Here is a 20,280-nt window from a genome sequence, read left to right as displayed (position 1 = left end):
TGCCTGCATCCGGACGTGCCGAATACTGCGCGCACCCGATCACGGCAGCAGCGATGCCGACGACAGCGTCTGCGGGCCGCCGACGTCAACCTGCGCGGCACCCTGCACGGCATCGCGGCAGCCCTGCCCCTCATGCGCACCGCAGGCTGGGGCCACATCATCAACATCGCCTCCTCCTCCGCCTACCGCGTCGACCCGACAGCCGCCGTCTACTGCGCCACGAAGTACGCGGTCCGGGCGCTCACGGAAGGGCTCCGCCAGGAAAGCCGGAACGTACGAGTGACCCTGGTAAGCCCGGGATACACCCAGTCGGAGCTCACCGAGCACGGTGGCGACCCCCAGGTGCAGGCCGCCGCCCGCGCCGCAACCGACGAGTTGGGCCTGCCGGCCTCCGCGGTCGCCGACGCCATCGCCTACGCGGTCGCCCAGCCCGACACCGTCGACGTCAATGAGATCGTCGCCCGATCCACCGCACAGGGCTGACCACCGGCCAGGAACGGAGTACGACCATGGGCGAAGCGCTCGAAGTCACGATATTGCGGCTCGTCCCCGGCCTCACCGGCGCCGACTTCGTCGAGGCGAACGACGACATCAACACCTACCTGCGACGCCAGCCGGGCTTCCGCTGGCGACGAATCACCGAAGACGGCGACGGCACGATCATCGACATCGTCGCGTGGGACTCCGCCGCCGACGGCCGGCGCAGCGCCTCCGGGATCATGACGGAGATGGCCGACTCCCCGGTGCACGCGACCATCGACCGCTCCACCGTCGACTTCCGCATCGTCCCGGTACGGCAACACGTCACCTGACCTCGCCGGCCAACGGGCGAGGCACCACAGCGAGAGATGCGCCCGTTGGCGCAGCCACCGGGTCGGCGCGACAGTGGTCGAGGTGGGCCGCGCGCACAACACGCCGGCGCAGGTGCCCGGGCGTACTCGCCCCGCAGATCAAATCGGATCGCTCCGAGGCTCCGACACCTGCATGCATCGACGCCAGTCGCTTTTGCCGGTCCTGGCGTCATCTGACGGCAGGACCCGCGGCGGTATTTCCCGGCGCATTTACGGCTCTTCAACTACGTCATCGCGCCGACACGGCATCGAAACACGCCGGGTTCGGCGTCCCCCGCCGATGGGAGAAAACCTGTCATGGGCAAGGTAGGAAAGCACCTCCGCCGCTCGACGCTGGCCGTACTCACGGGCGCGGCGCTGGCCGGTCTGCTGGCGGTCACCGCCGCCGCCGCGGCACCCGGCGAGGCACCGCAGGGCAAGGCCGCCTCGGCGGCGGCCCGTACCGACGTCTACCTCAAGGACGTCGCCGCCGACACCGGCATCCAGCCACACTCGTACAGCCCGCTGTGGGCCAGCCCCGACATCAAGGTCTGCCCGACCGCCGTCGAGTGTGCCGTCAGTCAGAACCCGATCGTCGGCGTCACCAACTACCTCTTCGTGAAGTTGCGCAACCCCGGCCCGTACGGCTCGGGCATCGGCAGCGGAGTGCTGCGCATCTACCGCACCACCCCGGGCGGCGGCGCCACCTGGCCGACGCACTGGACCCAGATCGGCGCGGCCAGCGTGACCGTCTACCCGGGCGTCACCACGGTGACGATCCCGTGGACCGGGGTGCCCGGACCGGGCCACTTCTGCCTGTTGGCGCGCTGGGTGTCGCCCACCGATCCGATGACCTTCGAGGGCCCCAGCAACAGCGTCAACACCCTGCACAACAACAACATCGCCTGGCGCAACGTCGACTCGGTCCGGCTCACGCCGGGCGGGCCGCGGGTCGTCCGGCCGTTCGCCATCGGCAACGTCACCACCGCGCAGACCCGGAACGACCTGGTCTTCACCCAGCCGGCGGAGCAGGCTCAGGGTGCCCGGGTCGTCGTCGACCTCGGCCCGACCCTGTTCGAGCGCTGGGAGGCCACCGGCAAGGTCGGTACGGGAGTCCGCCAGGTCGGCAAGACCGAGGTGGAGATCGTGGAACCGGCGAAGGCCAGCATCAACGGCCTGGTGTTGAAGCCCGGTGAGCGCCTCGAATTCTCCCTGGCCTTCTCGACCGACACCGTCCTGACCAAGGAGACCGCGTTCAACGTGACCCAGTTCGGGCCGGACGCCGACGGCACTCAGCGCGCCGACCTCGGTGGGGTGCAGTACCTGCTGGCGGGCGAGCAGCGGGGGTAGCGCGGGTCGTCACCGATCAGGGTGGGGTGCGGGCCGTCCGGTCCGCGCCCCACCCTCGTCGTCGTCCCGGTCGAGGTCGGACACCGGCCGGCCGCCCCGCCGCCCCAGAAGCGGCCGGGAGGTCAACGCAGACAGACCCAGGCGGTGGACACCGCGTACCCGACGGTGCGCGCGCACAACTGGACCGGGCCCGGCGGTGGGACGCCCAGCGAGAAGAAGCCCACCGCGTCCACAGACGCCTCGTCGTACGTGCCGGCGGCCGTACGGGCACTCACCCGTCCGCCACCGGACGGGGAGACCTGCCCGACGATCCCGGCGTCGCTCACCTCGATCTCCACCACCACCGACCCACTGCGGAACGAGAGCGTCCGCGCGGACGCGGCAGACCGGGTCATTCCCACCAGCTCGGCGTCGACCGCCGAGTCGAACGTCAGCTCGGCGACGGCCAGTTCCGCGTCTGCGGTACGCCAGGTGAACGCTGCCAACGCCGCGCTCAGGTAGGCCTCCGGGGCCGGCCCGGTGTCCCACAACGCCGCACCCAGCTCCATTGTCAGCGCATCGTCATCGACCGGCCGCCACGGCTCCATCCGGCTCACCCCCGTTCGTGCCGATGGCGGACGCGCCGAGAAACTCGACGATCGCCGGACATGCCCGCAGCCTACGCAGGCAACGGGCCTGGGTGGGGCCGATGCTGCCCACGGGAACGCCCAACCGCTCGGCGACCTCCCGATAGCTCACCGGCGGGTCGGCCGTCAACAGCGCCAACAACGCCTGGCAGCGCGACGGGAGCTGGACGAAACCCGCGCGCAACGCCTGCCTCCGCTCCGCGCGCAGCAACTCGTCGTCCGGGGCGGGAGCCATCGCCGCCAGCTCCCCGGAGAACCCGTGGTAAGTCTCCAGCGACTGGTCGTACGGGTCGACGGGCTGGGCCCGGCGGCTGAGGCGGGACAACCGGTAGCACTCGCGCCGGGCCGTGGTGGCCAGCCAGCCCGGCAACGCCTCGGGTTCGCGTACCCGGCCCAGTTGCTCCACCAGGCGAAGCCAGACGGTCTGGTTGACATCGGCCGCATCCGCCCGACTGAGGTCGTACGCCCGGATGACCGAGTACACGATCGGGGTGTACCGGCGTACCAGCTCGGCCCAGGCCGACTCGTCCCCGCCGCTGGCGGCGGACAGCAGGCTGGTCGCGCTGGCACCGATCACCGGGTCACCGCCCGACTGTCGACGCGGCTCATCCGACGAGCACCCCGTAGTCGGGATGCCAGCGGGGGGCGGCGAGCAGGGTCGTACGCGCCGCGTCCGCACTGAGGCCCGCGGCGGTCATCAGGGCGGCGAGCCGCCCTGAGACGTGTGCGGTGGCGAACGAGGTGCCCGCCCAGATGGCGAACCCGTGGAACTGCCGTACCGGCCGCCCGGGTAGCGGCAGCTGCCCCTCGACGTAGGTGCTGTGGCGCTCGCCCAGGGCGCAGGCGTCCACCCAGGGCCCGTAGCAGCTGTCGATCGCCGGCACCGGACCGCCGGCCGTCTGGCTGACCGCCGCGACCGCCAGCACCCGGTCCAGGGCGGCGGGCCACAACGGACGGCTGGTGCCGGCGTTGCCGGCCGCCGCGACCACTGCGCTCGTCGGCGGCAGCGCCGCCAGCGCGTTTGCCAGTGGCAGCGACGGGTGATCGTCCAGGGTGTATCCGCCCAGCGAAAGGTTGAACACGGAAACCTGCGGTGCGAGCCGGCTCAGGGCGGCCACCACCGTCGCCTCGTCCCCCACCCCGGTCGGGTCCAGGGCCTGCTCCGGGTCGACGCGTACCCCCGGCGCGGCCTGCCGGACCACCCCCGCGACGAAGGTGCCGTGCCCGCCCTGTGGGGCGAGCACGTCGGTGTGGAAGTAGAGCGGGTCCTCGTCGTCGAGCTGCGGCAGATAAGCGCCGCCGAGCCACTGTGGATGACGGGTGCCGGCCTGCCGCCAGATCCCGGTGTCGCAGATGCCGACTGTGACGTCTGCGCCCTCGCCGAGCCGGGTCGGGTCGGGCGGCGGCAGCGCCGCGGCCGGGCGGGGTGGCGTGCCCGGGTTTCCCATGATGTTGCCCAGGCCGAGCAGCACATGGTGCGGCTGCACCGCCGGCACCGGTTGGCCGGGCCACTGCCGGGGGTCGCGCAGTTTCCCCACCACGCCGGGGATGTCGGTCTCCCGATCGAACAGCAGCCGGGTGACACCGGCGAAGCCGGCTGCGACGGTGACCGGATAATCGTGGGTGCGCAACCAGGTGGCGACCCGTTTGACGTCGACGTCGGCGGCGAGCAGTTGCCGGGGCCGGTAGAGGATCTCCCGCCCCGGCGCGGTATACCGACGAACGTTCTGGTCGGCTGCCAGCGCCGCCTCGAACGCCTTCTGGTAGGCGTTGGCGTCCGCATCGCCAGCGACCGCCGGGGCGGGGCGCGGTACGACGCCGAACGGTGCCGCCACGGCCAGCGCGGACAGCGCCAGGACCCGCCGTCGGGACAGCCGGCCGGCCGGACCTGGCACGGTAGGGTGGTCAGACGGCGGCACGGAACCTCCATGCTCGTGAGAGAAACGCGCCCACTGATGGTGAGCGCCGCGAATTCCCGGACCGCCAATTATTCCGAACAATCGCCGGTTGTCAATTACGTGACCAAGAATGACATCCATTGACGACATTCCCGCGACGGATTTCCGACGTTGACTCGCGGCTGTCCGTCGTGGACTCTCTAGGGCATGCCCGACAGCACCGGTTCCGGTGCCTCGGCGGCCCAGGCGGCACTCGACGCCGTCCAGCGACACCCACCCGAGGCGATCACGATCGCCCACCAGGTGCTCGCCGGTCAGACCGTCGACGACGACGAGCGCTCCACCGCCGAGCGGGCCATCGGCCTGGCCCTGCGTGAACTCAACGACCTGACCGGCGCACTGCGCCACCTACGCCGGGCGGTACGGGCCGCCGGCACACCCCGCACCCGGGCGCTGGCCCGGATGAGCCTCGGGTACGTGCTGGCCAATGCCGGTCGTACCGCTGCCGCGCTGCGGGCCGTGACCGCCGCGCTGCCCCAGCTCACCGGTGCCGACGCCGGCCGAGCCCGGATGCAGCGGGGGGTGGTGCTGCACTACCGCGGCCGCTATGCCGAGGCGGTGCGCGACTACGGCATCGCCATCGACATAGCCCAACGCGAAGGCGATCCAATACTGGAGGCCCGCGCCCGCAACAATCGTGGGCTGCTCAACGCGCACCGGGGCTCCCCCGGCAGCACCGACGACGACCTCTCCCGGGCGGCGGCGGTCTTCCGCCGGTTCGGACTCGACCTCGCAGCGGCAGACGCCCGCTGGAACAGTGGCATCGCCGCCGGGCAACGGGGCGAGATCGCCGTGGCGCTACGCTGCTTCGCCGACGTCGACGAGGAGTACCGGCGGCTCGCCGTCCCCCGTCCGGCGCTGCTGCTGGACCGGTTCGAGCTGCTGCTGTCGGTGCCGCTGCTCGACGAGGCGGTCGAGGTCGCCGCCGCCGCGGTACGGGAGCTGCAGCGCAGAGGAATGGCCTCGGACCTCGCCGAGGCGCTGCTCGCCCAGGCCCGGGCCGCGCTGCTCGCCGACGACCTGGACACCGCGACCGCGGCTGCCGCCCAGGCCCGGGTCAGGTTCCGGCGTCAGGGCCGCCGCACCTGGGCCGTCTTCGCCCGGCACGTCGAACTGCGCGCGGAGTTCCGCCGGGGCACCCGGACAGCAGCCCTGCTCGCCGCGATGGTGCGGACCGCCGGCCAGCTCGACGCCACCGGGTGGTCGGGCCCGGCGCTGACCACCCGCATCGAAGCCGGCCTGCTGGCCGCCGCCTCGGGTCGCGTCGACCGGGCCGTGGCCCTGCTCGACGTGGCCGCCCAGGCCCGCCGAAGCGGCACCGCCCCCCGCCGCGCCCAGGGTTGGTACGCGTTGGCCCGGTCGCGCCGGCTCACCGGGGACGACTCCGGTGCTGCCCGGGCCCTGCGCCGGGGGCTGGCCGTCCTCGACCGGCACCGCACGTCGCTCGGTGCTACGGAATTACGGGCGCACAGCGGGACGTACGGGCAAGAGCTGGCCGTCGAGGGCCTCGACATCGCGGTCCGCGCCGGCTCCCCCGCCCGGACCCTGACCTGGGCCGAACGCTGGCGGGCCAACACCCTGCGGATGCGGCCGGCGCTGCCCCCCGACGACCCGGACCTGTTCGCGGCGCTCACCGAACTCCGGCTCGTCAGTAGTCTGCTGGAGGACACCGTGCTGGCCGGCCGGCCGACCCACGCCCTGCGCACCCGGCAGGCCCGGCTGGAACGGCGCATCCAGGACCTGGCCCGCCGGGTGCCCGGCGGGAGCGGCGTCGTGACCCCGCCCGGCGTGGGCATGCTCGCCGGGCGGCTCGGCTCCCGCGTGCTTGTCGAACTGATCGCCCACGGCGACCGGCTCCGGGCGGTGCTGATCCGCGACGGCCGCGCAAGCCTGCACGACCTCGGCCCGCTCGCCGAGGCGGTGCACCTGGTCCGGTGGCACCGGTTCGCCCTGCGCCGGCTGGTCACCACCGGCGACACGCCCACCGCGCGGGCCGGGGCCAGGCACGCCGCCGCCACCCTGGACCGCCAGCTCTTCGATCCGTTGCGGCGGCACCTCGGCGACCGCCCCCTGGTGATCGTGCCGCTCGGAGCCCTGCACGCCGTGCCGTGGTCAGGGTTGCCGACCTGTGCCGGACGTCCCGTGACGGTTGCCCCGTCGGCCACCGCCTGGCTCAGGGCGGACGGCCGGCAACCATCGGCCGGGCCCTCGGTCCTGGCCTGCGGGCCGCGCCTGCCGGCCGGCCGGACCGAGGTACGCCGACTCGCGCAGGTGCTGCCTGGGGCCACCCTGCTCACCGGTACGGACGCCACCGCCGACGCGTTGACCGCAGCGCTGGACGGGGCCGCCCTAGTCCACATCGCCGCCCACGGCACCTTCCGCGCCGACAACCCCCAGTTCTCCACCCTGGAGCTGGCCGACGGGCCGCTGTTCGCGTACGAGTGGGAACGGGTCTCCCGGCCGCCCGGCTGCGTGGTGCTCTCCGCCTGCGACTCTGGGCTGACCGGGGTGCGTCCCGGCGACGAGGTCATGGGCTTCACCGCCGTGCTGCTCGCACTGGGCGCACGGTGCCTGATCGCCACCGTGCTGCCGGTGCCGGCCGACCCCACCACCGCTCTCATGCTGGACCTGCACCAACGAATGCGGGCCGGCATCCGCCCCGCCCAGGCTCTCGCCGACGCACAGCAGGCCTTCACCAGCCCCGGCGACGGCACCGCCGGGGCCACGGCGGCGGCGTTCGTCTGCCTCGGTGCCGGTTGACGCCGCGGCGTTTTGCCGCATCGGTCCACCCCGGCCCATGCGGCTGCAACACCGAGTAACGACCACTGTGCGGGCTGAACGCGACAGGACGCGCTTACTGCGGCCAGATGCGGGCGCTGCCAGCAACTATTCCGACGTTGGCCCTATGTGACGCCTGCGAATCCATTCCTCGAAATCGGCAGGCGTGCGCACGCCGTCGTCAAGCACGGCAGCGTAGATGTCCCAGCTGGACACGCTTTTGCCGTACTCCGGTCGCCCAGCCCAGGCATCCTTCACCAGCAGGATCGCGGCACGAGTCTCCTCGGTCAGCCTCGTGGGGAGGTCCCTCACATGGGCAAGATCGGGTTGGCGGTCAGGCTCGTCCACGAACCAGATGTCGATCTTCCATCGTTGGCCAGCGCGGCTACGGCACTGCAAACCCAGATACAGACCGTCGGGATAACGGGGATCGGTGTTCCAGTCGCCGGTGTCGTTCCTGAAGCACACCTCGCGCATCTGTCTGTGGAGAGCCAGTAGAGCACCCGTTTCGGCCACCCCTCCGGCGTCCAGGGTGGGGACGACAACCGTCAGGTCTAGGTCACGCCACACCATCAGGCCCAGCGCGGCGCTACCGACTCCCGTGACGCGGCCATGCCGAGCCAGGACGTCATCGAGTGCGAGGTCCGCTCGCAGGTCGGCTGCCTCAGACTGGAGTTCGTGCTGCCGACGGACGAGGTCATCGATTCTCACGTACGGATTGTTCCAGCCCTCTGCGGCGAAACGATGCTCGGCCTCGCGGCCGCAGCGACACGTCCGTTCATCGGCGGAATGAGCGGACGTCGAGCCGATTGCGGTACCCCCTCTGACGTGACCGACGCGAGTGGGAAATCATCGAGCCGATCCGTGAAATCGCTTCTTGCTGACCGAAGCGCCGTAGATCTCGGCGGAGTGAGCGCTGATCTCTCCGGTCGTCAAACCTTTGGCATACAACGACAACACCACCTCGTCGACCCCGGACAAACACCGCTGCCGCTTACGCGCGATCTGCGGCTCGAACGTGCCGACCCGGTCCCGCGGCACGTCGATCTGCACCGGACCGGTGGCGTCGGTCAGCACCGTCTTCGACCGGGTCCCGCTGCGGACGTTGCCCGAACCGGCACCGTCGGCCTCGTGTTTGGCATAGCCGAGATGCTCGGTCATCGCCTCGTTCGACGCGGTCTCCAAGACTGTCTTGGTCAACTGCTTCAACAGCCCAGCCGGGCCGGTCAGTGACAGACCCTGCTCCTTCGCGGTCCGCACCAGATCGGCGGCGGCACGCGCTGCCCTGAGACCGGCACCGCCGGCACGGATCCCGCAACGGGATCCGTGCCGGGTGGACCGATCAGATAAACGCGAGCGAGCTGAAGAACGCCGGGTAGCAGTCGACATAGATGTCGTAGACGCCGGGCGGCACGTGTACGGGGCCCAGGGTGGCCCCGTTGGAGCACCGGGCGCTGACCGCGGTCGTCGGCTGGCCGGTGAGGGTGCAGCCCTGAAACACGATCAGCCACGGGTCGATGTACTGCCCGGCGTACGGGCAGGAGCCCGACATCACCGAGAAACCGCCGCCCTTCGCCGGTGAGGTGGCGGCCGCCGTCGACGTCGTGACGCTCAACGTGCCGGCGGAGCTCGTCGATGCCCGCTCGGCTCCGATGGCGGCGACAGCCGCGTCGCCGCTCGGCGCGGGTGCCGCGACCGCCGCGGACGGTGCGGCCATGAACGCGGCGAGCATCGCCGTCGCGGCCAACAGCAGACTGGATGCGCGGAGGGTGCCGGAACGTGCCCCGGCGGAGGGTCGACTACGCCATGTCATAACCAGAACCACCTCTCGAGTGTTGTGCGATCTGCGGATGCCGGGGCGCGTACCTGGTCGCGCCCGACCCGGCCGGGCCGTCGTCCGACGTCCAAGGCGAAGCGTTCCAGGGTGCCGGTGGCCGGGTCTTCGTGACAGAGCGAGAACCGGGTCGCCGACGTAACCCGGTTTTTGCGAATGTCCGCAAGGCTGTCCGGTCCGCGTCAACCGGGCGACATGGCCAGAACGCATCGATTACCGTTGACCGGCATGGGCGGTCTGTTCAGCCTCTGGCGACAGCGAGTGGCCGACAACGCCCGCCGGGCCGTGGACGCCTACCAGGAGGAGCTGCTGGAATACCGCAACCTCGCGGCGATGCCGCAGGTGCGGTCGGAGATGCTCGATTTCGCGGTCTTCCTCCGTCAGCGCACGGTCGACCTCGCGGCGGACAACGCGCCGTTCCGCGTGCAGGATCTGGACCTGATGGCCGCGATGGGCCGCCAGCGCGGCGAGAAGGGACTCACCCTGACCGCGCAGCGGCAGGTACTGCTCGTGCACACCCGACTGACGCTGCGCGAGGTGTACGAGGCGGCCGGCCCGAACGACATCGCCGCGACGATGCACACGCTCGCCTGGCTGGCTCCCGCGGGACTGGCCGCCCAGGGCGCGTACACCCGGGGCTGGATCGAGGGGCAGCGGCGCACGCTGGCGACCGCCGCCCAGGTGCGGCTGCTGACGGTAATGCTGCTGGCCGGCGACGACAGCGCGACCGACCTGGCGAGCGGCCTGCACATGCCGGTCCCCGACCACGTCGTCGCGACGGTGGTCCGGGTAGCCGGCGGGTCGCCCGGGCCGGACCAGGCGGCGCGGGACGAGTTCGCCGGCGCGCTGCTGAAGACGCACTGGATGCCGCTGAGCTGGCCGGAGCCGCACGAGGTGGTCGCGCTGATCCCCAGCTCGCCGGGCGCCCGGCAGCCGGCAGTCGAGCGCGGGCTCGCGCTGGCCCGCGACGTGGCCTCGATGACCGGCCAACCGTGCGCGGCGGGCACCGCGCCCGGGCGGGTGCGCGCGTTCGGCGACGCCGTGGCGCTGGCCCGGCAGGTCAGCGAGGTCGCACCGGTGCGGGCCGTGCCGCGCCACGCGTACACGGTCACCGACGTCTTCGCCGAGTTGGGCGCAGCCCGGCTGACGGAGGTCGGGCAGTGGCTCCAGGTGGTGGCGGCGCAACTCGACGCCGGCCCCGACCTGGTCGCCACGCTGGACGCCTACTACCAGCACGACATGAACCGGCTCGACACCGCGGCCGCGCTGTGCATCCACCCGCGCACGCTCGACTACCGGCTGACCCGGGTGCGCGACCTCACCGGGCTGGAGCCGGGCTCGACCCGCGGCGTACGCGTGCTGAGCACCGCCGTCGCCCGGATCCTCGCCGGCTAGATCAGCAGCCGGCGGGGAGCTCTCGATGTGCTTCGATCGAACCTGAGAGGTCTCCGGCTTTGGCCCGCATCCGATCTGCTCGATCAGCCAGCGACGGCCGGTGAAGGCCGTCACCCCGACGTCTTAGATACCGACCCAACTGGGCGGCAGCAAGAGATAGTTGTAGCGGGTGGTCTCCGGATAGTTCCCGGCGCGCAGCGACCGGTCCCAGTCCCGCAGGAACCCGGCCCAGGTCCGAGACAGCCCAACGGAGAGCTTCTGAAGATCGAGAAGCACCATGACAACCTGCTTGAGTCAAGGAGTCCAACAGCGGTGTGCTAAACCGGACATCCATGCCGAGCAATGAAAAGAGGGCCCCCGCAAGTCAGTGACCTGCGAAAACCCTCTCGCTGTCGGGACGGCCGGATTCGAACCGACGACCCCTTGACCCCCAGTCAAGTGCGCTACCAAGCTGCGCCACGTCCCGCCCCCGCGTGGTTTCCCCCGCGGCAGCCGGTACAGCTTAGCGCAGCGGCTTGGGCTCGTCCGCACAGGCCCCACGTGCGTCGCGACGTTACCGAATCACCCACCGCACAACCCCTAGAGCGTCCTAGGAGGGTGGGGGTCTTGGGGTGCCGGATGGGCCACAGCGAGAGCCCATCCGGCATTTTCCGCGATCAGGTTAGCCGTGCGCCTTGCCTCGACCGCCGGGGCCGAGCTTCTTGCGGGGGCGGACCGAGATTTCGATCGGGCTGCCCTCGTACCCGAACTCCTCGCGGAGCTTGCGCTCGACGAAGCGCTGGTATCCCGCGTCGAGCGGGCCGGTGGTGAACAGCACGAACCGTGGCGGTGCCACTCCGGCCTGCGTCGCGAACAGGATCCGCGGTGCGCGACCGCCGCGCACCGGGTGCGGGGTGGCCTGCACCAGCGCGGTCAACCACTGGTTGAGCTGCGCGGTCGGGATCCGGGTCTCCCAGCTGGCCAGGGCCTTGTTCAGGGCCGGGGCCAGCTTGTCCACGGCACGGCCAGTCATCGCCGACAGGTTCAGCCGGATCGCCCAGGGGATGCGGCGCAGCTCCCGGTCGATCTCCTTGTCCAGGTAGTAACGACGGTCGGCGTCGACCAGGTCCCACTTGTTGAACGCGATGACCATCGCCCGGCCGGCCTCGGTCACCATCGACAGGATCCGCTGGTCCTGCTCGCTGATCGGCTCGCTGGAGTCCAGCAGCACCACGGCCACCTCGGCGGCCTCGATGGCACCGGCGGTGCGCAGGCTGGCGTAGTACTCGGTGCCGCTGGCCTTGCCGACCCGCTTGCGCAGCCCCGCCGTGTCGACAAGTTGCCAGGTCTGACCGCCGATCTCGACCAGGCTGTCGACCGGGTCCACAGTGGTGCCCGCCACCGAGTCGACAACCGCCCGATCCTCACCGGAGAACCGGTTGAGCAGGCTGGACTTGCCCACGTTCGGCCGCCCGACCAGTGCCACCCGCCGGGGTCCACGCGGCCGGTTCTCGACGATCGCCGGCGCCTCCGGCAACGCGGCGAGGATGGCGTCTAGCAGGTCGCCGGAGCCGCGTCCGTGCAGTGCGGAAACCGGGAACGGTTCACCGAGGCCGAGCGACCAGAGCGAGGTCGCCTCCATCTCGATGGAGGTGTTGTCGGCCTTGTTGGCCACCAGGATCACCGGCTTGGCGCTGCGCCGCAGCATCTTCACCGCGGCCTCGTCGACATCGGTGGAGCCCACCATCGCGTCGACCACGAAGAGGACCACGTCGGCGGTGACGACCGCCGTCTCGGCCTGCGCCGCGATGGCCGCGGCGCGGTCCTTCGCGTCCGGTTCCCAGCCGCCGGTGTCCACCACGGTGAACGCCCGGCCGTTCCACTGCGCGTCGTACGGCACCCGGTCCCGGGTGACACCGGGGACGTCCTCGACGACCGCCTGTCGACGGCCGATGATCCGGTTGACAAGCGTGGACTTGCCCACGTTGGGGCGGCCGACCACGGCCACGACCGGTTGGGGCCCGCTCGGTTCCTCGACGGCGACGTCGGGCTCCCGCAGCTCGACCCACCCACCACCATCGCTACTCATGCCGCTCCTCCGCTTCGCTCCGGACCGCCATGAGGCACAACCACACTGAACCCAATGATTCGCTCGCCACGCTCACTCATGCCGCTCCTCCGCTTCGCTCCGGACCGCCATGAGGCACAACCGCGCCGAACTCACTCATGCGACACCCCGCTCGGTGAGCAGGTCGCGCAGCCGCGCCACGACCTCGTCGATGCCCAGCTCCGTGGTGTCCAGCACCACCGCGTCCGGTGCCTGCGTCAGTGGGTTGACCTTGCGGGTCGAGTCGAGACGGTCCCGGCGCGCCAGGTCCGCGGCGGTGGCCGCCACGTCGGCGGCGTCCTCGGCGCTGCGTCGGGCCGCGCGGGCCGCCTCCGAGGCGGTCAGGAAGACCTTCAGGTCCGCGTCGGGCGCGACGACGGAGCCGATGTCACGACCCTCGACGACCATCCGGCCCGCGTTGACGATCATCTCGCGTTGCCGGGCGACCATCAGCTCGCGGACCGCCGGCACCGCGGCGACGGCGGAGACCGCCCCGGTCACCTCGGCGCCCCGGATTTCCGCGTCCACGCTCACGCCGTCGGCTGTCACGTCGTACCCCTGGGGGTCCGTGCCGATGCGCAGGTCGACCTCGCCGGCGACCTTCGCCACCGACGCGGCGTCGGTGAGGTCCACGCCGGAGCGCAGCACGGCCCACGTGATCGCCCGGTACATCGCCCCGGTGTCGAGGTAGCGCGCACCGACGGCGGCGGCGAGGCGCCGCGACACGGTGGACTTACCCGAACCGGACGGCCCGTCCACAGCGACCACACATCGCCCGGCCCGTACGTTTTCCTGCACCGTGTCCTCCTCAGCCCGTACCTCACGGATCGCCCGGTGAGTGGCGCCGCAAGCGGTTTGTCAATCGTCATCAATCATGCCCGCGGTCCGTGGCGGACCCGCGCGCGACGCCGCCGGGGGCGATCCACGCCACCTCCGGCCGCGTCCCGGCCATCGGTGGAGCCTACCGGCAGCCGTACCCGCAACCCCCGGGGTCAGTCGCCCACCGCGTTGAACAGGGCGGCGACCTCGGCGTTGGTCAACCGCCGGATCCGCCCGGTCCGCAGGTCACCGAGCCGGATCGGCCCGATGGAGGTACGCACCAGACGGGTGACCGGGTGTCCGACCTCCTCCATCAGCCGCCGGACGATGTGCTTGCGGCCCTCGTGCAGGCTCAGCTCGACCTGGGCGCTTTTGCCCAGAGTGTCCACCACCTTGAACGAGTCGACCTTGACCGGCCCGTCCTCCAGCTCGACGCCGGCCAGCAGCCGCTTGCCCAGGTTGCGCGGGATCGGCCCGACCACCTCGGCGAGGTACGTCTTCAGCACCTCGTACGAGGGGTGCATGAGCCGGTGCGCGAGGGTGCCGTCGTTGGTGAGCAGCAGCAGGCCCTCGCTGTCCGCATCGAGCCGCCCGACGTGGTAGACCCGCTGCTCCACCCGGTTGCCGATGAACTCGGCCAACTCGTTGCGGCCCTTGTCGTCCGCCATGGTGGTGACCACCCCGCGCGGCTTGTTCATCGCCACGTAGACCAGGCGGATGTCGACCTGGAGGCGCTCCCCGTCCACGTGGATCACCGCGGTGGCCGGGTCGACCTTGTCACCGAGTTTGGCGACCCTCCCGTCCACGGTCACCCGGCGGCGGAAGATCAGGTCCTCGCAGGCGCGCCGGGAACCCACGCCGGCGGCGGCGAGCACCTTCTGCAGGCGCTCAGCCCCCTCGTAGACGGGCGCGTTGGGTTTCGGGGAACGGTTATCGGGTCGCATCAGCAAGCTCTTCTACGTCGTCGGGCAGGAAGGGTGCGAGGGGCGGCAGCTCGTCGACGGTGTTCAGCCCGAGCTTTTCCAGGAACAACGTGGTGGTCCGGTAGAGGAACGCCCCGCTGTCCTGTTCGGTGCCGCACTCCTCGACGAGGCCGCGGGTGACCAGCGTACGGATGACCCCGTCGCAGTTCACACCCCGGATGGCTGAGATTCGCGAACGGGTCACCGGCTGCTTGTAGGCGACCACGGCGAGCGTCTCCAACGCCGCCTGGGTCAGCCGCACCGATTGCCCGTCCAACACGAACCGTTCGACGTACGTAGCGTATTCCGGCCGGGTGTAGAGCCGCCACCCGCCGGCCGCCCGCCGCAGCTCGAACCCGTGCCCGGTCGCGGTGTAGCCGGCCGCGATCTCATCGAGCATCGGCCCGACCCGTTCGGCGGGCTGCTCCAGCACCTGCGCCAGGACCAACTCACTGACCGGCTCGTCGACCACCAGCAGGATGGCCTCCAGGGCGCCGCGCAGCTCGGCGTCGGACAATTCCGGCGCGGGCTCCGGCGCGGCCGGCACCCGCCGCCGTCCGACAACCTCCCGACGGGGTACGCCCCCAGCCCCACCCGCCCCAACCCCCGAACCCGAACCCGCCCCCGCCCCCGAACCTGTCCCCGCCCCCGCCCCCGTCACGTTCGCGCCCGGTCCGGCGAAGATCTTGGAAGATTCCGGCCCCTGGAGGGGCACTTTCCCTCCAAGATCTCCCTGATCGGAGGACGGCGCCGTCGCCGACCCTTTCGGCGGCGCGGTCGACTCGTCCGGCAGCGGCGGCGCGGTCGACTCGACCGGCAGCGGCGGCGCGGTCGACTCGTCTGGCGGGGTGTCGGGGGTGGTGTTCTCGGCGGCGGGCGGGCGGGGGCGGTCCCACGGGGGGACCCAGGCGGCAGCCTGGTCGGCCAGCGAGTCCCGGCGTTCCTCGTCACTCATCCCGCGCACCCTCCGTCGTTCCCGTCCCGTCCGGCCCACCGGCCTCCTCCACCGACTCAGGCGCAACCCCGGCCAGCTCAGGCCCACCCCCCACCGACCCAGGCCCAACGCCGGGCGGCTCGGACCCAACCCCGGCCGGCTCGGACCCAACCCCGGCCGACTCGGACCCAACCTCGGCCACCTCAGGCCCAACCCCCACCGGCCCAGGCCCAACCCCGGCCAGCTCAGGACCAACCCCGGGCGGCTCGGACCCGACCTCGGCCAACTCGCGGTCGGGTGGGGTGCCGGCGTACTCGTCGACGTGCAGCTCCGTCTCGCCGTCGGCCGGGCCGGTCCAGCGCACGGTCAGCTCCTCCAGGGCCTGCTCCTGCACGAAGGACACCAGGCCCTCCCGGTACAGCTCCAGCAGCGCGAGGAACCGGGCCACCACCTCCAGGGTGGCCTCGCAGTCGGCGCAGAGCAGCGAGAACGTGGCCGTGCCGGCGCGGCGCAGCCGGGCGGTGAGGATCGCCGCGTGTTCCCGGACACTGACCCGGACCATGTGCACGTGGGCGATGGAGACCTCCGGCACCGGTTTCGGGGTCATCGCCTTCACGGCCAGCTTCAGCAGCCGCTGCGGGCCGATGCCGAGCACCAGGTCGGGCAGCGCGTCGGCGTAGCGGGCCTCCAGGCTGACCGCCCGCGGATACCGTCGGCCGCCGACCGCCTCCAACTCGGCGATGTGTGCCGCCGCCTCCTTGTACGCCTTGTACTGCAGCAGCCGGGCGAAGAGCAGGTCCCGGGCTTCCAGCAGGGCGAGGTCGGCCTCGTCCTCCACCTCGGCGGAGGGCAGCAGCCGGGCGGCCTTCAGGTCGAGCAGGGTCGCGGCGATGAGCAGGAACTCGCTGGCCTCGTCGAGGTCCCAGTCGTCGCCCATCGCCCTGATGTAGGCGATGAACTCGTCGGTGACCGTGTGCAGGGCCACCTCGGTGACGTCGAGCTTGTGCTTGCCGATCAGTTGCAGCAGCAGGTCGAACGGGCCGGTGAAGTTGGCCAGGCGCACCGTGAAGCCGGTGGCGGCCGGATCCGCGGGCGGCCCACCGTCGACCACGGCCGGAGCGGCGGTCTCGGGCGGGTCGAGGGGTGGCGCGGTCACCGCACGACCGTAGTCCACGAGGCGGGCACCGGGCGTTCCGGCTACCGCTCCGACTGGGCGGCGATCACCTCGCGGGCCAGCTGACGGTAGTTACGTGCCCCGGAGGACGCCGGGTCCATCGTCGTGATGGGGGCACCGGCCACCGTGGACTCGGGAAACTTCACCGTCTTGGTGATGACCGTCTGGTAGACCTTGTCGCCGAACGCCTCGACCACCCGTTGCAGGACCTGCCGGCAGTGCGTGGTGCGGCTGTCGTACATGGTGGCGAGGATGCCTTCGAGCTCCAGGTCGAAGTTGAGCCGCTCGCGCACCTTGTCGATGGTGTCCAGCAGCAGGGCCACACCGCGCAGGCTGAAGAACTCGCATTCCAGGGGGATGAGCACGCCGTGGGCGACGGTCAGCGCGTTGATCGCCAGCAGGCCGAGGGACGGCTGGCAGTCGATCAGGATGTAGTCGTACTCCTTGCGGACCGTCCGCAGGACCCGGGCCAGGGCCATCTCCCGGGCGACCTCGTTGACGAGCTGGATCTCGGCGGCGGAGAGGTCGATGTTGGCCGGCAGCAGGTGCAGGCCCGCCACGTCGGTCTTGATGAGGACGTCCTCGGCGATCACGTCGTCCTGCATGAGCAGGTTGTAGACGGACAGGTCGAGGTTGTGCGGGTTGACCCCCAGCCCCACCGAGAGCGCGCCCTGCGGGTCGAAGTCGACGAGCAGCACCTTGCGGCCGTACTCCGCGAGCGCCGCGCCCAGGTTGATGGTGGTGGTCGTCTTGCCGACGCCACCCTTCTGGTTGGCCATCGCGATGATGCGCGCCGGACCGTGCCGATCGGTGGGCATGGGCTCGGGGATGGGCTTGCGCATCGTGTAGGCAGCCGGGTCCGCGGGACCCAGGTCCGCGCCGAGCGTGGCCTGCTGCTCGCGGAGCTCCGACGTCCAGGTCTCGGCACGGTCACCGTTGCCAGCCATGTGCTCGTTGCCCCCTCCCGACGACCCACCCGGCGTCGGAGCCGTCCGACGTCCTTCGCGGCGCCGCTGCGCACCCCGGTCGTGTCGCTCCAGGAGGTCCGCGCCGATGCCGACTGTACGCCACCGACCAGCAGGGGGTTCGGCACCGGCCCGGCGTGTCGGCGCTGACCGCGACCGGGTTCAGTCCCGGGCGCGCGGATGGGCGGTGGCGTACACCTCGCGCAGCCGCTCCACGGTGACCAACGTGTAGACCTGCGTCGTGGTCACCGATGCGTGGCCGAGCAACTCCTGGACCACCCGGACGTCGGCGCCACCGTCGAGCAGGTGGGTGGCGTACGAGTGGCGCAGGGTGTGCGGGGAGACGGCGGCGGGCCCGTCGACCGGCAGCCCGGCCCGGCCGGCGGCGGCGCGCAGGATGCCCCAGGCGCCCTGGCGGGTCAGCGCGCCGCCCCGGGCGTTGAGGAAGACCATCGGGGTGCCCCGACCGGCGGCGGCCAGGCCGGGGCGGGCCCGGACCAGGTAGGCGCGTACCGCGTCGACGGCGTACCCGCCGATCGGCACCAGCCGCACCCGGCCGCCCTTGCCGCGCAGCAGCACGGTGCCCTCGTCGGTGTCCAGGTCGTCCACGGCGGCGCCGACCGCCTCGGAGATCCGCGCGCCGGTGCCGTACAGGAACTCCAGCAGCGCCCGGTCGCGCAGCGCGAGCGGGGCGTCCGCGCCGATCGCGGTGACCGGCCCGGCGGTCTCCAACAGGCGGACCACGTCGTCGACCGGGAGCGCCCGGGGCAGCCGGCGGGGCGGGGTGGGCGGGCGGACGTCGCGGCTGGGGTCGGCGCCGGCCAGCCCCTCGCGCTGGGCGAAGCGGTGCAGGCCGCGGACCGCGCTGGCGGCGCGGGCGGCGGAGGAGACCGCCAGCGGCGGGTGCGCGTCGTCGCCCGCGCGCAGCCGCGCCAGGTGCGACTCCACGAGGCCGGCGCCGACCGACGCGAGGTCGGTGACGCCGGCGTCGGCCAGGGTGGCGAGATAGCGGTCCAGATCCCGACGGTACGAGGTGAGCGTGTTCGCCGACAGTCCACGTTCGACGGTGAGGTGGTCGAGGTAGCCGCGCACGGCACGGCGTAGCGCCGGCGTGGGTGGTTCGCCCACGCCGGCGCCGGAGTCCGTGCCGCCGGTCAGCCCGCCACCGCTCAGGCCAGCGCGTCGGTCAGCGGGAGCACGTCCATGCCGTGCGCCTCGGCGACCGGGCCGTAGGTGACCTGGCCGTCGTGGGTGTTCAGGCCCAGGGCCAGGGCCGGGTCGCGGCGCAGCGCCTCGCGCCAGCCGTGGTTGGCCAGTTCCAGCGCGTACGGCAGGGTGACGTTGGTCAGGGCGTAGGTGCTGGTGTTCGGGACCGCGCCGGGCATGTTCGCCACGCAGTAGAAGATCGACTCGTGCACCTTGTAGACCGGGTCGGCGTGGGTCGTGGGGCGCGAGTCCTCGAAGCAGCCGCCCTGGTCGATCGCGATGTCGACGAGCACACTGCCCGGCTTCATCCGGGAGACCAGCTCGTTGGAGATCAGCGTCGGCGCCTTCGCGCCGGGCACCAGCACCGCGCCGATGACCAGGTCGGCGTCGAGCACCGCCCGCTCGACCTCGTAGGCGTTGGACGCGATGGTCTGCAGGTGGCCGCGGTAGATGGCGTCGGCCGAGCGCAGCCGGGCGACGTTCTTGTCCAGCAGCAGCACCTCGGACTGCAGGCCCAGCGCGATCGCGGCGGCGTTCATGCCGGACACGCCGGCGCCGATGACGACGGTCTTGGCCGCGTACACGCCGGAGACACCGCCGGGCAGCACACCGCGCCCACCGCCGGTACGCATCATGTAGAAGGCGCCCACCTGCGGGGCGAGGCGGCCGGCCACCTCGGACATCGGGGCGAGCAGCGGCAGCGACCGGTCGGGCAGCTCGACCGTCTCGTACGCGATGCCGGTGACCCGGCGGTCGATCAGCGCGTCGGTGCACTCCTTGGAGGCGGCCAGGTGCAGGTAGGTGAAGAGCACCTGCCCCTCGCGCATCCGGTGGTACTCCTCGGCGATCGGCTCCTTGACCTTGAGCACCAGCTCGGCGGTCTCCCACACCTCGTCGGCGGTGGCGAGGATCGTCGCGCCGGCGGCGGTGAACTCCTCGTCGGTGATGCTGGAGCCGACACCGGCACCGGCCTCGACGAAGACCTGGTGACCACTGCGGGTGAACTCGTTGACGCCCGCTGGCGTGATCGCCACGCGGTACTCGTGGTTCTTGACCTCGCGTGGGATTCCGACCTTCACGATGCAGACACCTCTCTTCGGGGCCGCTCTCCCCCGACTGCTCGGTGCCGCAATGGCCCCTTTGCCACCACGGTCCACCGGTCCCGCCGGCGGCAGTCTAGGCGCGCCCGACGCCGCCGTGAGCCAGCACAGTGGCATCCGGTGCCCGGGTGTCCTGACGGAGTGTCAGGGCACCGGGCGGATTCGCCGGGGACCGTCGCCGCCGCCGTCCGGACGGGATCCGACAATTATCGCCCCGGCCGCCGCCTGCCGCCGAGAACAGTCGGCGAGGGGCCCCGCGGTTG

At 71.8% G+C, this 20,280-nt stretch carries 19 protein-coding genes, 1 tRNA gene and 1 pseudogene; 5 read left to right on the top strand and 16 right to left on the bottom strand.

All coding sequences use genetic code 11. From position 1 onward, the window contains the following. Window positions 1-15: 15 nt before the first annotated feature. The 3 genes from ACGFIW_RS31700 (at window position 16) to ACGFIW_RS31690 (ending at window position 2,180) form a co-directional block, all read left to right on the top strand. The gene (locus ACGFIW_RS31700; RefSeq protein ID WP_393323666.1) at window positions 16-483 is read left to right on the top strand and encodes an SDR family oxidoreductase; all 468 of its coding nucleotides are present in this window, start codon (window positions 16-18) and stop codon (window positions 481-483) included. Between the two features lie 26 nt (window positions 484-509). Beyond that, window positions 510-812 (top strand): hypothetical protein, encoded by a 303-nt coding sequence (locus ACGFIW_RS31695; protein WP_393323664.1) that lies wholly within the window; start codon window positions 510-512, stop codon window positions 810-812. A 336-nt stretch (window positions 813-1,148) separates the two neighbouring features. Then, entirely contained in the window at window positions 1,149-2,180 is a 1,032-nt protein-coding gene (locus ACGFIW_RS31690) for a hypothetical protein (protein WP_393323662.1), read from the top strand. A 122-nt stretch (window positions 2,181-2,302) separates the two neighbouring features. On the opposite strand, the gene ACGFIW_RS31685 is transcribed toward ACGFIW_RS31690, so the two are convergent. Genes ACGFIW_RS31685 through ACGFIW_RS31675 form a run of 3 tightly spaced genes read right to left on the bottom strand, consistent with a single transcriptional unit; the run spans window position 2,303 to window position 4,701 of the window. After that, window positions 2,303-2,728: a hypothetical protein gene (locus ACGFIW_RS31685; protein ID WP_393323659.1), complete on the bottom strand. Its 426-nt coding sequence runs from the start codon at window positions 2,726-2,728 to the stop codon at window positions 2,303-2,305. A 13-nt stretch (window positions 2,729-2,741) separates the two neighbouring features. Further along, on the bottom strand, window positions 2,742-3,383 hold the full coding sequence (locus tag ACGFIW_RS31680) for an RNA polymerase sigma factor (protein WP_393323656.1): 642 nt from the start codon (window positions 3,381-3,383) through the stop codon (window positions 2,742-2,744). Window positions 3,384-3,411: 28 nt separating this feature from the next. Continuing rightward, window positions 3,412-4,701, bottom strand: a complete 1,290-nt coding sequence (locus ACGFIW_RS31675; RefSeq protein WP_393323654.1) for a S8 family serine peptidase — start codon at window positions 4,699-4,701, stop codon at window positions 3,412-3,414. Window positions 4,702-4,911: 210 nt separating this feature from the next. Here ACGFIW_RS31675 and ACGFIW_RS31670 point away from each other — a divergent pair, with 210 nt between their 5' ends. Then, on the top strand, window positions 4,912-7,524 hold the full coding sequence (locus tag ACGFIW_RS31670) for a CHAT domain-containing protein (protein ID WP_393323651.1): 2,613 nt from the start codon (window positions 4,912-4,914) through the stop codon (window positions 7,522-7,524). 126 nt (window positions 7,525-7,650) lie between these two features. Here the strand turns inward: ACGFIW_RS31670 and ACGFIW_RS31665 are convergent, their stop codons facing one another. The 3 genes and pseudogenes from ACGFIW_RS31665 to ACGFIW_RS31655 all read right to left on the bottom strand — a co-directional run bounded on the left by ACGFIW_RS31665 (window position 7,651) and on the right by ACGFIW_RS31655 (window position 9,355). Then, entirely contained in the window at window positions 7,651-8,253 is a 603-nt protein-coding gene (locus ACGFIW_RS31665) for a hypothetical protein (RefSeq protein WP_393323648.1), read from the bottom strand. 162 nt (window positions 8,254-8,415) lie between these two features. Next, window positions 8,416-8,853, bottom strand: a pseudogene (locus ACGFIW_RS31660) (transposase); the annotation flags it as partial. 31 nt (window positions 8,854-8,884) lie between these two features. Next, entirely contained in the window at window positions 8,885-9,355 is a 471-nt protein-coding gene (locus ACGFIW_RS31655; RefSeq protein WP_393323645.1) for a hypothetical protein, read from the bottom strand. Window positions 9,356-9,604: 249 nt separating this feature from the next. Here ACGFIW_RS31655 and ACGFIW_RS31650 point away from each other — a divergent pair, with 249 nt between their 5' ends. Next, on the top strand, window positions 9,605-10,771 hold the full coding sequence (locus tag ACGFIW_RS31650) for a PucR family transcriptional regulator (protein ID WP_393323642.1): 1,167 nt from the start codon (window positions 9,605-9,607) through the stop codon (window positions 10,769-10,771). A 123-nt stretch (window positions 10,772-10,894) separates the two neighbouring features. Here the strand turns inward: ACGFIW_RS31650 and ACGFIW_RS31645 are convergent, their stop codons facing one another. The 10 genes from ACGFIW_RS31645 to ald form a co-directional block, all read right to left on the bottom strand. Next, window positions 10,895-11,050: a hypothetical protein gene (locus ACGFIW_RS31645; RefSeq protein ID WP_393323640.1), complete on the bottom strand. Its 156-nt coding sequence runs from the start codon at window positions 11,048-11,050 to the stop codon at window positions 10,895-10,897. Window positions 11,051-11,163: 113 nt separating this feature from the next. After that, window positions 11,164-11,237, bottom strand: a tRNA-Pro gene (locus ACGFIW_RS31640). Window positions 11,238-11,432: 195 nt separating this feature from the next. Next, complete coding sequence (der, locus tag ACGFIW_RS31635; RefSeq protein WP_393323637.1) at window positions 11,433-12,839, bottom strand: ribosome biogenesis GTPase Der; 1,407 nt, start codon at window positions 12,837-12,839, stop codon at window positions 11,433-11,435. Between the two features lie 135 nt (window positions 12,840-12,974). Then, window positions 12,975-13,655 (bottom strand): (d)CMP kinase, encoded by a 681-nt coding sequence (gene cmk, locus ACGFIW_RS31630; RefSeq protein WP_393323634.1) that lies wholly within the window; start codon window positions 13,653-13,655, stop codon window positions 12,975-12,977. A 194-nt stretch (window positions 13,656-13,849) separates the two neighbouring features. Next, on the bottom strand, window positions 13,850-14,620 hold the full coding sequence (locus tag ACGFIW_RS31625) for a pseudouridine synthase (RefSeq protein ID WP_357080583.1): 771 nt from the start codon (window positions 14,618-14,620) through the stop codon (window positions 13,850-13,852). After that, entirely contained in the window at window positions 14,607-15,593 is a 987-nt protein-coding gene (gene scpB, locus ACGFIW_RS31620; RefSeq protein WP_393323631.1) for an SMC-Scp complex subunit ScpB, read from the bottom strand. The genes ACGFIW_RS31625 and scpB overlap by 14 nt, the downstream gene beginning before the upstream one ends. After that, complete coding sequence (locus ACGFIW_RS31615; RefSeq protein WP_393323628.1) at window positions 15,586-16,728, bottom strand: segregation and condensation protein A; 1,143 nt, start codon at window positions 16,726-16,728, stop codon at window positions 15,586-15,588. The genes scpB and ACGFIW_RS31615 overlap by 8 nt, the downstream gene beginning before the upstream one ends. 41 nt (window positions 16,729-16,769) lie before the next feature. Beyond that, a complete protein-coding gene (locus tag ACGFIW_RS31610; protein ID WP_124862901.1) occupies window positions 16,770-17,693 on the bottom strand; it encodes a ParA family protein in 924 nt (307 codons plus the stop codon). A gap of 180 nt (window positions 17,694-17,873) precedes the next feature. Then, on the bottom strand, window positions 17,874-18,839 hold the full coding sequence (locus ACGFIW_RS31605) for a site-specific tyrosine recombinase XerD (RefSeq protein WP_393323625.1): 966 nt from the start codon (window positions 18,837-18,839) through the stop codon (window positions 17,874-17,876). 41 nt (window positions 18,840-18,880) lie between these two features. Continuing rightward, the gene (gene ald, locus ACGFIW_RS31600; RefSeq protein ID WP_393323622.1) at window positions 18,881-19,996 is read right to left on the bottom strand and encodes an alanine dehydrogenase; all 1,116 of its coding nucleotides are present in this window, start codon (window positions 19,994-19,996) and stop codon (window positions 18,881-18,883) included. Window positions 19,997-20,280: the final 284 nt, after the last annotated feature.

The organism is Micromonospora sp. NPDC048935, assembly GCF_043197875.1.
In the GTDB taxonomy this organism is placed as follows: Bacteria; Actinomycetota; Actinomycetes; order Mycobacteriales; family Micromonosporaceae; genus Micromonospora.
The sequence above is the reverse complement of the archived record's forward strand: the minus strand, read 5'-3'. Positions and strand labels throughout refer to the sequence as shown.

What these genes read in the sequence shown, in the direction of transcription:
- ACGFIW_RS31695 (WP_393323664.1), top strand. Translation starts at nt 510, where the DNA reads ATGGGCGAAGCGCTCGAAGTCACGATATTGCGGCTCGTCCCCGGCCTC.
- ACGFIW_RS31690 (WP_393323662.1), top strand. Translation starts at nt 1,149, where the DNA reads ATGGGCAAGGTAGGAAAGCACCTCCGCCGCTCGACGCTGGCCGTACTC.
- ACGFIW_RS31685 (WP_393323659.1), bottom strand. Translation starts at nt 2,728, where the DNA reads ATGGAGCTGGGTGCGGCGTTGTGGGACACCGGGCCGGCCCCGGAGGCC.
- ACGFIW_RS31670 (WP_393323651.1), top strand. Translation starts at nt 4,912, where the DNA reads ATGCCCGACAGCACCGGTTCCGGTGCCTCGGCGGCCCAGGCGGCACTC.
- ACGFIW_RS31655 (WP_393323645.1), bottom strand. Translation starts at nt 9,355, where the DNA reads ATGACATGGCGTAGTCGACCCTCCGCCGGGGCACGTTCCGGCACCCTC.
- ACGFIW_RS31650 (WP_393323642.1), top strand. Translation starts at nt 9,605, where the DNA reads ATGGGCGGTCTGTTCAGCCTCTGGCGACAGCGAGTGGCCGACAACGCC.
- ACGFIW_RS31645 (WP_393323640.1), bottom strand. Translation starts at nt 11,050, where the DNA reads ATGGTGCTTCTCGATCTTCAGAAGCTCTCCGTTGGGCTGTCTCGGACC.
- der (WP_393323637.1), bottom strand. Translation starts at nt 12,839, where the DNA reads ATGAGTAGCGATGGTGGTGGGTGGGTCGAGCTGCGGGAGCCCGACGTC.
- ACGFIW_RS31625 (WP_357080583.1), bottom strand. Translation starts at nt 14,620, where the DNA reads ATGCGACCCGATAACCGTTCCCCGAAACCCAACGCGCCCGTCTACGAG.
- scpB (WP_393323631.1), bottom strand. Translation starts at nt 15,593, where the DNA reads ATGAGTGACGAGGAACGCCGGGACTCGCTGGCCGACCAGGCTGCCGCC.
- ACGFIW_RS31610 (WP_124862901.1), bottom strand. Translation starts at nt 17,693, where the DNA reads ATGGCTGGCAACGGTGACCGTGCCGAGACCTGGACGTCGGAGCTCCGC.